The sequence below is a fragment of the Psychrobacillus sp. L3 genome (assembly GCF_042945595.1).
In the GTDB taxonomy this organism is placed as follows: domain Bacteria; phylum Bacillota; class Bacilli; order Bacillales_A; family Planococcaceae; genus Psychrobacillus.
Window position 1 is genome coordinate 1,791,842 of sequence record NZ_CP168493.1, and the last position, 13,002, is coordinate 1,804,843.

12 protein-coding genes are annotated in these 13,002 nt (G+C 35.4%); 10 read left to right on the forward strand and 2 right to left on the reverse strand.

Annotated elements, in window-relative coordinates; genetic code table 11:
- The first annotated feature begins 246 nt into the window (after positions 1-246).
- From ACEPXD_RS08670 to plsY, 4 genes are all read left to right on the forward strand, one after another.
- The gene (locus tag ACEPXD_RS08670; protein WP_391122421.1) at positions 247-1,524 is read left to right on the forward strand and encodes an IS110 family transposase; all 1,278 of its coding nucleotides are present in this window, start codon (positions 247-249) and stop codon (positions 1,522-1,524) included.
- Between the two features lie 486 nt (positions 1,525-2,010).
- Entirely contained in the window at positions 2,011-2,325 is a 315-nt protein-coding gene (locus tag ACEPXD_RS08675) for a hypothetical protein (protein WP_391122424.1), read from the forward strand.
- A gap of 134 nt (positions 2,326-2,459) precedes the next feature.
- Positions 2,460-2,792, forward strand: coding sequence for a hypothetical protein (locus ACEPXD_RS08680; RefSeq protein ID WP_391122427.1), 333 nt, complete (start codon positions 2,460-2,462; stop codon positions 2,790-2,792).
- 146 nt (positions 2,793-2,938) lie between these two features.
- Positions 2,939-3,517: a glycerol-3-phosphate 1-O-acyltransferase PlsY gene (plsY, locus tag ACEPXD_RS08685; RefSeq protein ID WP_391122430.1), complete on the forward strand. Its 579-nt coding sequence runs from the start codon at positions 2,939-2,941 to the stop codon at positions 3,515-3,517.
- Between the two features lie 102 nt (positions 3,518-3,619).
- On the opposite strand, the gene ACEPXD_RS08690 is transcribed toward plsY, so the two are convergent.
- Positions 3,620-4,342 (reverse strand): hypothetical protein, encoded by a 723-nt coding sequence (locus ACEPXD_RS08690; protein WP_391122433.1) that lies wholly within the window; start codon positions 4,340-4,342, stop codon positions 3,620-3,622.
- A gap of 567 nt (positions 4,343-4,909) precedes the next feature.
- Positions 4,910-6,601: a M3 family oligoendopeptidase gene (locus ACEPXD_RS08695; protein WP_391122436.1), complete on the reverse strand. Its 1,692-nt coding sequence runs from the start codon at positions 6,599-6,601 to the stop codon at positions 4,910-4,912.
- A gap of 459 nt (positions 6,602-7,060) precedes the next feature.
- Between ACEPXD_RS08695 and ACEPXD_RS08700 the strand changes: the two genes are divergently transcribed.
- From ACEPXD_RS08700 to ACEPXD_RS08725, 6 genes are all read left to right on the forward strand, one after another.
- Positions 7,061-7,183, forward strand: a complete 123-nt coding sequence (locus tag ACEPXD_RS08700; protein ID WP_391122439.1) for a hypothetical protein — start codon at positions 7,061-7,063, stop codon at positions 7,181-7,183.
- 88 nt (positions 7,184-7,271) lie between these two features.
- Entirely contained in the window at positions 7,272-8,345 is a 1,074-nt protein-coding gene (locus tag ACEPXD_RS08705; RefSeq protein WP_391122442.1) for a phosphotransferase enzyme family protein, read from the forward strand.
- Positions 8,346-8,907: 562 nt separating this feature from the next.
- Positions 8,908-9,738, forward strand: a complete 831-nt coding sequence (locus tag ACEPXD_RS08710) for a sugar nucleotide-binding protein (RefSeq protein ID WP_391122445.1) — start codon at positions 8,908-8,910, stop codon at positions 9,736-9,738.
- 431 nt (positions 9,739-10,169) lie between these two features.
- Positions 10,170-10,505: a CPBP family intramembrane glutamic endopeptidase gene (locus ACEPXD_RS08715; RefSeq protein ID WP_391122448.1), complete on the forward strand. Its 336-nt coding sequence runs from the start codon at positions 10,170-10,172 to the stop codon at positions 10,503-10,505.
- Positions 10,506-10,877: 372 nt separating this feature from the next.
- Entirely contained in the window at positions 10,878-11,453 is a 576-nt protein-coding gene (locus ACEPXD_RS08720; RefSeq protein ID WP_391122451.1) for a sigma-70 family RNA polymerase sigma factor, read from the forward strand.
- Positions 11,450-12,505, forward strand: a complete 1,056-nt coding sequence (locus ACEPXD_RS08725; protein WP_391122453.1) for a DUF4179 domain-containing protein — start codon at positions 11,450-11,452, stop codon at positions 12,503-12,505. The genes ACEPXD_RS08720 and ACEPXD_RS08725 overlap by 4 nt, the downstream gene beginning before the upstream one ends.
- Positions 12,506-13,002 lie beyond the last annotated feature (497 nt).

Sequence of the window (13,002 nt, forward strand, 5' to 3'; positions counted from 1 at the left end):
AACCATTTCGCAGTTAAATACTTCATCTGTGCTAACACAGCGGACAGATAACTATTTGAAATAGTTTGTGAAGGATTGTACTTAAACTAACGGGTGCTTTACTTCAATAAGGAGTAAAGCCTTTTTTACTAACGGGGCAGCATTCCTGTTTGAAAGATGTTCGAGGTCTTGCAGAAAAAAGAGCCCTCTAGTATGATGCTGAGTGTCAACGACCATTGACCCATCATCTACAAGGAGGACTCCTAAATGCATTCTAAAATGAATAACAAAATTAATCAAGTAACTGAAAATACACTCGTCGTTGGTATTGACATAGCGAAGCACGTGCATTACGCCTGCTTTGTCGATGAACGAGGACGCGTAATAGAAAAAGCATTTGCTGTACATCAATCAAAAGAAGGATTCGAAAGTTTGTATGAAAAGATTAGACAAACGCTGCTGGAAACACAGAAAACGGAAGTCATCGTCGGCATTGAACCAACAGGTCACTACTGGATGAACTTAGCCTATTTTTTAGATCAATACGGCATTTCACTTGTCATGGTAAATCCAATGCACGTCAAACGTTCGAAAGAACTTGATGATAATTTGCCGACTAAAAATGATAAAAAAGATGCATTAGTCATCGCGCGATTATTGAAAGATGGACGCTTTAGCTATCCGCGAATATTAAAAGAAGTAGAAGCTGAACTACGGATTGGTTCTACTCTTAGATCAAAGTTAACGGAGGATCTAGCAAGTATTAAAAATCGAATCATTCGTTGGCTCGATCGATATTTTCCTGAATTCACTCAAGTCTTTCCTTCTTTCGGAAAAATGGCACTTACTGCATTAGAAAGAACACCAATGCCACAGGACATTCAAGGGAAAACCGCGGAAGAACTTGTATTTCTCTACCGTCAGGTAGGGGGTATGAGAGCTCCACAACTACCAAAAGCTAAGCTACTCATTGAAAAGGCTTCAAACTCTATTGGACTGACAGAAGGACAAAAGATGGCCAAACATGAAATCGCCACACTCCTACGTCAGTTTCGCTTATTAGAAGCTGAAATCGAAGCAGTGAATGACCAATTAACTGAAATGGCAAAGACAACGATGGAATATGACCTACTCGCGTCAGTACCAGGTTTAGGTGATGCGACGATTGTTGATCTACTTTCCGAAGTAGGGAGCTTTTCACTTTACGAAAATCCACGCCAACTCATTAAACTAGCGGGACTAACATTACGTGAAAACTCTTCTGGTCAACATAAGGGTCAAAAACATATATCAAAACGTGGACGTAAGAGACTTAGACATATCCTTTTCAAAGTGATTGTTCCTTTGATTCGGCATAACCTAGCATTCAAACAACTTCATGAATACTACACCACAAGGAATCAGAATCCCTTACGGGGCAAGCAATCGATGGTAGTACTCTGTGGTAAATTACTAAAAATATTACATGGGATTTGTAAAAAGAAAGTGTATTTTAACGAGCAACTTATGATGAAAGATCTCTACTGTCTCGGAGAGGCAGCGTAAGCATTTCAATCAAAGAGCTATAACAAAAAGGATGATACGGAGAAGCCGGCAATATCACTAAACTTAGACTATGAGTCCCCGGGGCAGCTTAGCAGGCCTCTGCCTTATGAATAGACCGAACGAAGGAATGTAAGCGCGTTGACGCTAAGAGACATGGGAGGGTACGTCGTCATAAGCATCGCAGAGATCCATTGTGCATCGAAATAATAGAGAAAAAAGCTAATGATTTCCATTAGTTTTAGCGAAGCGTACGCTCAACTTGGTAATAAAATCTATAAATTCAAGACTCTGTTTATCAGAGAAGAGAAAAATATTTTTCTTTAATCACGAAGTGAGGAAAACCGTTGATATCTCAATGTTTATAGAGGGAGGTTAGTTTAATAAGACATTTCAACATTAGTAAATATATGTTAAGGTAAAATTTATAATATTTAAACAAAATAGACTTGCTAGGGGACATTTGTGGAGAAGGGAAATGGGAGAACTATGGAAAAAGTATTAAGAAAATCAGGTCTGTATGGGTTAGTGTTCGGATTGGCTGTTTCCATTCTATTTGTTAATTACAAAGAAATTCAAGAGGTAGGTAACGGTGGTAGCCTAACTACGTATAAACCGTTTCTTGATTATTTTATACCGATTTTACGTTTTGGAATTATAGGAATGTTTTTGGGTTTGTTTATTGGTTGGAAGGATTATGAAAAGAAACATAAGACACAGCAACAAGGAAAAACATATTACATCCTTGCATTTTTTGTTGTATTCTTCATTTCAAGCATTTTAATGTTGATATTGAATTGGTGAAATAGTATTCGGTAATTGGGTGCAATTGTAGAATAAGCTTCACTTTTCTTGTTCAACTAACGAGGTGCTTTACTTCAATAAAGGGGTAAAGCTTTTTTACTAACGGGGCAGGATAGTGAAGGAAGGGGAATTTTATGAAGAGTAAAAGAATTTTATTGTCGGCTATAACAATTTCTGTTGCCTTTTTGATTGTTTTTTTAATTTATAATTCTTTTTCGTCTGTGTTAACTGTAACTGATTTTACTGTCACTGAAAAAGGGTATTCTAACGATAACAATGAAGCATGGATAAAGGGATTTAACCCCAATGCCCCAGTGGGACATCAAGAAGAGATTAAAGTAATTGTTAGGGAACCAATGGTAATGAATTTAATTCAGAAAGATAAGACATACTTCGTAAGATACACGATAAAAAGAAATGGTTTAATTTATCTTAGTCATATTGAAACTATTGAGGATCACAAATAAGCTTCGTTATTCAACTAACGGGTGCTTTTCTTGAATATGGAATTGCAACTTGTTCCATTAAAGGGGTTAATGTAAGAAGGATTGCAGGAAATCATATGCAATAAATAGAAATACTTACGTAACAAACTATGTAAGGAGATAATACTTTGAACATTTTAACTTTGATTCTAAGTTATTTAATTGGCTCAATCTCATTTGCTTTAGTAATCGGTAAAATGTTTTATAAGAAAGATATTCGTGATTACGGTAGTGGTAATCTTGGTGCAACTAATGCTTATAGAGTTTTAGGCATAAAAGCAGGAGTAATTGTTGCAATTGCTGATATATTAAAAGGTACATTTGCTTGTTTACTTCCCCTAATACTTGGTTCTACAGTTAACCCTATTGTATGTGGTTTATTAGCCATATTAGGGCACATATTTTCTGTTTTTGCTAGTTTTAAAGGTGGAAAGGCTGTTGCGACAGCAACTGGAGTTTTCTTATTTTTGACTCCTTTAGGTGTTTTAGTTGGTTTTGTTGTGTTTGTGTTAACTTTGCTATTTACTAAGTATGTATCACTAAGTTCAATGTTGGCTAGTATAGCATTATTCATTTACAGTCTTATATTTGAAGATAGAGTTATCATTGCCCTTTCTCTATTAATAAGCGTATCAATAATCATTCTACATCGACAAAATATAAAGAGAATTGTAAATGGAACAGAGAACAAAATAGTTGAAAATTAGTGTTTACTTGTTAAGCTAACGTGGTGCGTTAGTTGAATAAGGAATAAAGAAACATGCAGATGATAATATCAAATATAATTATCAACTATTTTATAAACTGAATTATTTATTTTTAATGATTTCGACTTGTTCATATTTATGAATATAATCTTCAGGGAGTGGCAATCTTCCGTCTTTGTCCATCTTATATTCTTTACCTTGAATCACAAAAACCGTATTTTCATCATGCCCGTACTTTCTCCAATCCTTCTCTTTCATGCCCTGGCTCTCCAAATCTACTTCATGTAACACACCTGAAGGATCAATTCGGTATCTTAAAGCACTATTATTCATAGTGAAGGGTTCTTCTGTATTAATACCTAAATTTTCAAACTCTTTTAGTACGTCGATAGATTCTCTACCTGTATAAAAGACATTTGATTGCCCTGTTTCAGAAAATATCTGAAGATCAGTAAGAAATTGTCTTTTTCGTTCCAAATGGACTCGTTTTTCATCAGAGATTTGGCTGTCAAAATATAAAGTTTGAACATATCTAGAAGAAGCATCATTGATAAATCTATAATTAATCAAACCATAATTTGTACTAATACCGTACACTTGATTTTTCCCGATAGTTAAATTATTATGACGGTCAATGGATAATTGTTGTGCAAAAGACATATCTAGCATGTTGACTTCACCTATCTTTGAATTCGTGTTTTTCTTTTCATTTTTAGCAATTGTACTATTTTCCGTATCTCTTGATTTATTTATGTTTTCTAGGGCGATGTTTTTTCTGAAAGAATTTGAATATCGTTCCATGAATGACCGAATAATCGTATTCATATAATTTCATACCTCATTTCTTTTTGTACTATATAATGTATCGGAATATTATAGGCAATATATATAGTTTTGGAAATTTAACTAAAAAAGGCTTATTAAACTGGTGTTTTTATCCAAGAAGGATTGGCGCTTTTTTGTAGAACTTATTGAAGTAAAGCAGCATTTCGTTGAAGAAGTTATAACAATAATAGAATTGTTTTATAATGACAGGGGGATATCTGCGAACCGAAAAATTGGTGTTTTCTTATTTACTTTTTTCATTTCTTTCTTATGGCTATACTTCGCAATATATGAGTCTTCAATAGATAATTGGGTTGACAGTTAATATGATAAAAGAGACAAGCATTGATACTATTGAAGTAGTTGTTTCAATAGTAAAAGTTTTAATTGGTGCAGTTATTTTCACTTTTAGTGGATTTATAATCTATTTATTTATAAGGCATAGAAAATAATTCTTACTCCACAAACGGAGCAGTTTAGTTGAATAGGAGGATGAAATAATCGATATCAGCTACCATATAAAACAAGTAGCCGAAAATGCAATTTCGGCTACCAATAGACTTGCTATTAAAATGAACGGTCATCCACCTGATCGATCCAGCTTTTGACCTTTTCAAGAAGCCTCTCCATGCTTCCATCTTCAAAAGGAGACTCCAGATTTGCACTCTTCAAAAGCTCAGGATATGGGAGTCGTCCCCCTTGTTTGCATATTTTCAGGAAGCTTTCCCAAGCAGACTTTGGGTCATCTTTCTGTTTGATCCATAGCTGGACTGCAGCAAAATGGGCCAAATCGTAGTCCATGTAATAAAAAGGCGTAGTGAACAGATGCCCTATTTCATAAAACCCTGTGCCTTGCCCTAAAAATTCATTGCCATCATAGTCCCGTTCCGGCAAGTACTCGTGCTCCAACTCTCTCCACTTTTGCTTCCGAACTTGCGTGGTGGCTGTCGGGAATTCATACAGGAAGTGCTCAAATTCATCAACAACTGATACAACCGGCATATAAATAAATGCTTCGGTCAAGTTGGAAAACTGATACTTCTGGGTATCTTCCCCAAAAAAACGTTCCATCCAAGGCCAGACAAACCGTTCCATCGTGAATGAAAATACCTCACAGGAATCATACGGAATAATGTACTCATGGATATTGGAGTGACGGCTCATATAAAACTGAAATGCATGGCCGGCCTCATGTGCAAAAACCCTGACATCATTGGATGTGCCGTTGAAATTCGCAAAGATAAACGAAGCAACTTCCGGACCGCTATACGACGCGAAAGCCCCACCCATTTTGTTTGTACGTGATTCCACGTCAACATTCCCTTTTTCCATCAGTTCATCAAAAAATGCACCAGTTTCAGGAGACAGTTCACGGAAAATAGCACGATAAACCTTTAATATTTCCTGATGTGCCCCTATAGGCGAGGGCGAACCGTTCTTGAAGAAATAGCTCTCATCATAATACTTCAGTTTGGAAACGCCAATACGGTTCAGCTGTTTCTTTCTAAGAGCAGAAATGAATTGCACCCCATGCTCTTTCACTTGCTTGCGGTATTGAACGAGGTCGTTGGGCGTATGTCCTGTTCTATGCATTCGGTCATAGCCAAGTTCCACAAAAGACGAATAACCTAATGTTTTCGCGATTCGGTTGCGTGTCTTAACCAGTTCATCAAGGATTCGGTCAAAATCGGAGGCATGGTGTTTGAAGTAGCCCGATTTTGCTTCAAAGGCTGCTTTTCGAACCTCACGATCAGGTGAACCTAGATATAGAGCCAAGGTACTTAATCTCAGCTCTTTTCCATCGAAAGGAATGCCCGCTTTTCCCAACAGCTCCTGATACTCGGATACAAGGCGATTTTCCATCCTGATATCTTCTTGCACTTCATCAGAATAGGTTTTCAGCTTAATATCTGCTATTTTGAATAGCTGATTACCCCACTGGCTCTTAAGCTGTTCCCTAAATTTCGCGTTCAGAATCTCTCTGTAGTATTCCCCTGTCATCCATAGCCAGCGTGGCTCGAAATCTTGGAAAAAGGCATACTGTTTATTGTATTCATCATTTGCCGTATCTCCATAGTAATGAATCCTCGCTTCGTTTTCTGCCGCCTGATAAGCAAGCCGATGATGGTTCAGCCTTTCGAACTGTACATTTTGCTCCTCAAAAGAAGCTGCATTTATAAAGCCTTTCAACATTCTTTCAAAGTCTTTTTCATATTGGTCAATATCTAAGATGGAATCCTTTCGTTTGATAATATTCATTTTTCTCCTCCAATCATTTATTACTTTATAGAGTAATATAAATTACTTTAAAACGCAACGTTAAAATACTCTGAACCGAAAAACATTTACGCTAAAGAGCGAAAAAATCATAGAGAATTTCTATGATTTATTTTCATAAATGAATATATTATCTTTGTGAACTAAAAGTAACACTATCAGGCCATTTCAATCTTCTTCAACTAACGACGCAGTTTAGTGGAATAAGAAGGTTTTTTTGGAAAGGTGTTGAATAAGTTAAAGCATGTAAACTTTTGAACAAAAGTGAAGGCGTTCTAAGGGTGCTTTACTTTCGGCTGGGACAGGCACTTTTATATTGAACTAACAAGAAGGTTTGTTGAACAAGAAGTTGGAGGGATAAGATGAAAGAATGGTTTGGTTCCGCAGCAATTTGTATTAATGAGGACAAAGAAGTTTTAATGGTAAAAAGTAGCTGCTTCTATGGAAAGTCAAGTAATTCAGGCGATTAATATGGAAGTATCTGTAATGGAAACTAAAAAAGTACCCGAGCAATTATTGGTTAAAGGGTTAAATGAAATTACTGAAGGTAAGTTTATAAGTTAAGTTTCTTAAACATGAGCCTTGAAATCTAGCAATATAGACAAACACCCGCCTTAGGTGAAAATGAAGTCAGTTGGAGGAGATATTAATTATGAATCATAATGAAGTTGCTGAAATATACGAAGCTTATTTAAGTCCACTAGTCTCAGAGTTGTACGAGTTGGAAGGCTATGAAACAAGTCTAATTAATGCTCATGCCGGAGGGCGGAATGTCGTTTATAACTGTGAGAAAGAGGGCGCTAGTGCAAAAATACTCAGAATCGCCTATTTAAATGACAGGAGCCGAGAGGATTTGTTGGGCGAAGTTGAATATATCCAATATTTATTCGAGCATGGCGGTAGTGTCTCGAATGTGATCAGCTCCCGGAAGGGGAATCTACTGGAAGAGATCACTCATAATAATCACACCTTTTTTGTCTGCCTGTTCGAAAAGGCTAGGGGAAAAATGCTTGTAGAAAATCATTATCAGTATTGCGAAGGAGTTCCTATTACGGAATACTATTATAACTGCGGTAAAGTTCTCGGGAAGCTGCACCAATTGTCGAAAGGCTATGCTCCTGTTCATCGCCGGTATAGTTTCTTTGATAAATACAATGTCGAGTATATCGATAATCTGATACCGGGTACGTTACCACTGCTTAAGGAGAAGATGGTAGAGCTTCTTAAAACCTTAGAAGGATTGGACAAGAACTCAGAGTCTTTCGGTATGGTACATTTTGATTACAATGATGGTAATTATATGATTGACTTTGATACCGGACAAATCACTGTATTTGATTTCGATAACTCTTGTTTCTGTTGGTATATGTATGACTTGGCGAATGTCTGGATGCTCGGATTGGGCTGGATACAATTCGAACCAGATGCCGTTAAACGAAAAGACTTTATGGATGATTATTTCAAAACAGTACTCGAGGGATACGCATCTGAGACCAAAATCGAAGATTCGATGTTGAATAATTTGTCCTTATTTATCCAAATTACCCTCATGGAAAATATTATAGATGCAGTCGAGGTCATGAGGAACAACGGTGAAGAGCTGAAGTGCGATGAGGAGTTGTCATATAGCATAAAATGCCTCGAAGAAGATATCCCGTATAAGGGATTTTTCCATGAAGTTTTCTCGTGCGAAGAACCTTTCGAGTGTGAGGAACGAAATATTTAATTCACCAATTTCCGAAGATGACGACGGTGTATCGTCATCTTCAAGTTTCTATTCTTGTTTGGCTGCTTCCACATATAAAATTATTAACGACTTCCGGGAAGTGGTTGGAAAATCACGGTATTTTTTGTCAAATACTGGCATAAAGGATAGGGGAAGTGGTAAATTCTAATGACATTAATCAGATGCAGTCATAGAGGGTCTTATTTATGGGATACACCTAGTCGAATTAGTGCGGTTTTACTCATAGAACAATAGCATGTTAGAATTTCTTTTTGCGCTAAGTATACTTTTATAACCCACATGTAAATCGGTAAGTCAGTGGAAACCAAAAAGGAAATTTTAGTTTAGACTTTTTTGTCCAGATTGTTTAGACTTTCTTGTCTTTGTACAAGAAATTTTTGAAATAGTAATCATTATTTTCTATGTATTTTTTTTACTAACGGGTGCTTTACTTCAATAAGGAGTAAAGCCTTTTTTACTAACGCAGCAGTTTAGTTCAACAAGGAAAACAATAAAGTTGTGGCGAATACATAATAAAATAAACTAAAAAAAGGAAGGTTATATGAGAATACTTATATTAGGAGCAACTGGTTTTTTGGGCTCGAATTTATTCCACCTGGCTTCAGAGAACAAAAATCTAACAGTGTTTGGTACCTCACGTTTTCAACATGAAAACTCTAATATTATGCAAGTAGATGTTACAAACAAACGATCAATAGGAAGTGTCATTAGAAAAATAAATCCAGAAGTAGTTATATGGACACTTATGAGTTTTGAAGAAGAAACCCAATTAATCAAATTAGGGCTCGAAAATTTATTATCAGAAATAGAGAGTGCAACAAAACTTATATTTCTATCAACGGATGCAGTTTTTGTTGAAGGTATTGGTGGTTACAAAGAATCTGACCCAATTGGGACGTTGCCTAAAGAAGCAGTTTTAGCTAAGTATGTGAACGGTAAACATACTGGAGAAAACTTAATTCTCAATAAACATCCAAATCACGTGATACTTCGAACTGGACCACTATATGGTAATAATGGGGATCAAGTTATTGAAAAACGAACCATACAAATAATCGAAAAAATAAAAGAGAAACAGTCATTTGAGGCACGGACAAATGTGTATAGAACTTTTGTAAATGTTAATGATTTATCAAGTGCGATTATTGAATTGACTAATATAAACTTTAATGGAATTTTGCATGCTGGACCCATACAAAAAGAAAGCTACTATACGTTTTATAAAAAGAGATTGGTACAACTTGGATGGAATAATAGTATTCTCCGTCCAACTATAATTTCTAAAGAAGATGCCCCTTATCTATCTTTTGATACGTCTCTAAATACACAAAAAGCTCACCAACTGCTTAAAACTAATTTTCGCACAGTTTGACTAATTGTTGTTTTTTCTGAGATTGAAAGGACAAGGTGATTGTTATTCAACTAACGGGTGCTTTACTTCAATAAGGAGTAAAGCCTTTTTTACTAACGCAGCAGGTTAGTTCAATAAAACAAGGGGGATAAAGATGATTATTAGCAACAGAAAGAATAATACACTAAATAATTTGTTGTATACAGTTTTACTTCTGCTAACAGGCTATGGGGTGAGTTATTTTAATAGTAAGTTGTTTAACGGATTTGGCGCACTTGTTTGGTTGCTTATTTTTATTTTGCTAACGTTAAGTTTTAGTTCAGTTAGAAGTCTGATTGTCCCTTTAATAAATTTCAAGCCATTTAAAAAGTCCTTTGACTTACCTATATATGTTAGTGGGAATTTTTATTCCCTACATAGTATTAAGGTTAAGCATTCATTACGAAATTTTAATGGACCGAAGTCTCATCGTTTATTACAAAAATGGTTTGCTTGAGGGTTTAAAACAATATCCTTTAATAAAGGCTGTCATCTTCGCTCCAATTTGGGAGGAACTTCTTTTTAGAGGGGTACTATTATTTGCTCTATTAAAAGTAGTGAAGCCAATATGGGCTGTAGTAATTACTTCAGTAATTTTTTCTCTGTTCCATCCTGCCTACTTATTCATATCACTTATTGCAGGGGTTGTTCTTGCTTGTATTGCAATAAAAACTAAATCCGTCATACCTTCAATCGTCACTCATTCTATTTGGAACTTGTATACTGGAAAGCTGTTTCTATTTTTGTAATCAAACACAATTTTTCTTATTCAACTAACGGAGTGCTTTAGTTGAACAAGACCATCATTTTTCGATGGTCTATTTTTTTATTCGAAACATAAAGTAGATCTCAGAAATCCATTGTGAAATGTTACACTTAAACTAACGCAGCAGTTTAGTTTAATAAGAATTTTCTAATGAACTCCATATAATTTAATGTTTTTGAAACCGAAAAGACCTGTCTTTGGCAGGTTTTTTATTGTAGTTTAAGAAACAAAGGTAAAGGTATTCCGGCTTTATGATTAATTTTGAAAACAAATTTTATTAAATGTGAGAAAAAAAGCGTATATGTTACGTTGTATATAGTGTGAGGGATTTTACAAAAAGTAAGGAGACAATCTTATGAGATCTACCGACCATAATTTTATAAAACGGCTTAAACGTCAAAAAGAAGATGCTTTAGAATATGCAGTTGATAAATATTTACCGTTAGTTAAGGGCATTACCTATAAAGTATTGTCACCATTAGGAAATCCCGGTCTAGTTGATGAATGTATAAATGATGTTTTTTTAACTATTTGGCATCACGCAAATCAGTTTGAAGGGGACACGGATGATTTTCGCAAATGGCTCTGTGTGGTCACAAAATATAAAGCAATTGATACCTATCGAATAGCAACCAAACGTGTTGAAGTTGAAGAAGTTGGTACGAATAATTTAGATGTAGGAAGTAGTCCTTCTGTAGAAAACGAAGTTCTCGTAACTGAAAATAAAAATGAACTATTAAAGTTAATGTGTGGGTTTGAAGTGATTGACCGAGATATTTTTATGATGAAATTTTTCTTGGACATGACAAGTGAAGAAATTGCAGAAAATATTGGTTTAACGAAAGCCGCAGTCGATAATCGCATTTATCGTGGAAAGAAAAAACTAAAACAACAACGGATTAATAATAATTTAGGGGGTACTTTTGCATGAAAGATATCTTTGAGCATTTAAATAATCTCAAGCTAGATGATAAAGATTTTGAAGAAATGGAAGTAAATGAAGTCGAAAAGGCACGAGTAAAGGCAAAATTAAAACAATCAATTGAAAAGAACCAGGTACATCACATGAGAAAACAGTCAGCTCGAAAAAAATGGGGTTATGGAATAGGGGCAGCTGTTGTGGCTTTTGGCTTGTTAGTAGCTTCTGCGCTGGTGTCTCCAGCTATGGCTGCGGTTGTGTCTTCTATTCCTGGGATAAGCTCTATTTTTAGCTATCTAGGTGATTCAGGACAAAAAAAAGTATCTGAATTGGCTCTAACAGAAGTTGTAGGACAATCCAAAACGGTCAATGGGATTACTATTAGTCTGGGAGAAATATTCTATGATGGTACAAGATTTAATATTAGCTATTCGATCGTTTCCGAAAAACCGATCGTTGAGCAATATATTGAAATATCTGGATACAAAATAGATAAGCAAGTGATTCCAGGTGGAGTTGGAATAAATAATATCATCGAAACGCCAACTGAAACAGTAGGGTTCTTACATGTCGATCCTTATTGGAAGGATAAGTCACAACCTGAAGAACTAAATTTGGAACTGAGCTTTAAAGGTCAGTCAGGCGAACAATGGAGTTTTACTACTCCAGTTACGAAACAGAATAATGAGGAAATCGATATTGGTCATTCAGAAAGAAGAGGGGACTTTAGATTCACGGTAGACAAAGTAATACTTGGTCCAAGTGGTCTGCTACTCAGCTATGAGGCTAGAAGTTGGGAAAAAGGTCATTTGGAGATGTTTTTAAAATTCCGAGTGGTGGATTCATTAGGTAAGGAACTAGAAATACTCGAAGGAAGCGTAAGTGACGGAGGTGGAAAAATCGTTTATGAGCCTATTAATGATACGGTAGATGAATTGACCATAACACCGTTCCTTGATATTCCAAAGGAAATTAACTATCAGAACGGACCTACAGTAGATATGAAAATTTACGAGAATAAGAACTACAAATTCGACAGCTTTAATGTTAAAATTCAACAATAAAATAAGTCGAACTGTAGATCGTTAATCTTAACGGATTAACGATCTTTTGATTGAGCTTCTTCAACTAACGGGTGCTTTAGCAGAACAAGAAACTGCCTTTAGGGGTAGCTTTTGCTTATTGAACTAACGAAGCAGGTTAGTTGAAGATTCGATCTCCGAAATAATTAATCTTTTTTAATAAAATGAATAGCGATAAACACTGAAACCTCATGATTGAAATTTGTGCAAAATACGTGTACAAAGATAATAAAGTTTTTTTATAAAACTCCAGTCATGTTATTCCACAATCGGGCCATATTGTGGAATAAGGAGAATGAAAAAAGCATTTCTAAAAATGCTTGTTAGTGGATGTTTCTACATATATTAAACATGAACGTTGTGAAGCACTTGAATTTAGAATTTTTCATTTGTGGAGAAATTCATTTGTTTTTTGCTATTTTACAAAAGTTAATGTCTTTTTAATTACCTGTACCTGAAATTGAAAAAATACCCATATT

Excerpts from the sequence above, each read along its gene's own strand:
- ACEPXD_RS08705 (WP_391122442.1), top strand. The coding sequence starts at position 7,272 with ATGAATCATAATGAAGTTGCTGAAATATACGAAGCTTATTTAAGTCCA.
- ACEPXD_RS08690 (WP_391122433.1), bottom strand. The coding sequence starts at position 4,342 with ATGAATACGATTATTCGGTCATTCATGGAACGATATTCAAATTCTTTC.
- ACEPXD_RS08695 (WP_391122436.1), bottom strand. The coding sequence starts at position 6,601 with ATGAATATTATCAAACGAAAGGATTCCATCTTAGATATTGACCAATAT.
- ACEPXD_RS08725 (WP_391122453.1), top strand. The coding sequence starts at position 11,450 with ATGAAAGATATCTTTGAGCATTTAAATAATCTCAAGCTAGATGATAAA.
- ACEPXD_RS08715 (WP_391122448.1), top strand. The coding sequence starts at position 10,170 with ATGGACCGAAGTCTCATCGTTTATTACAAAAATGGTTTGCTTGAGGGT.
- ACEPXD_RS08720 (WP_391122451.1), top strand. The coding sequence starts at position 10,878 with ATGAGATCTACCGACCATAATTTTATAAAACGGCTTAAACGTCAAAAA.
- ACEPXD_RS08710 (WP_391122445.1), top strand. The coding sequence starts at position 8,908 with ATGAGAATACTTATATTAGGAGCAACTGGTTTTTTGGGCTCGAATTTA.
- ACEPXD_RS08680 (WP_391122427.1), top strand. The coding sequence starts at position 2,460 with ATGAAGAGTAAAAGAATTTTATTGTCGGCTATAACAATTTCTGTTGCC.
- ACEPXD_RS08670 (WP_391122421.1), top strand. The coding sequence starts at position 247 with ATGCATTCTAAAATGAATAACAAAATTAATCAAGTAACTGAAAATACA.
- ACEPXD_RS08675 (WP_391122424.1), top strand. The coding sequence starts at position 2,011 with ATGGAAAAAGTATTAAGAAAATCAGGTCTGTATGGGTTAGTGTTCGGA.
- ACEPXD_RS08700 (WP_391122439.1), top strand. The coding sequence starts at position 7,061 with ATGGAAAGTCAAGTAATTCAGGCGATTAATATGGAAGTATCTGTAATG.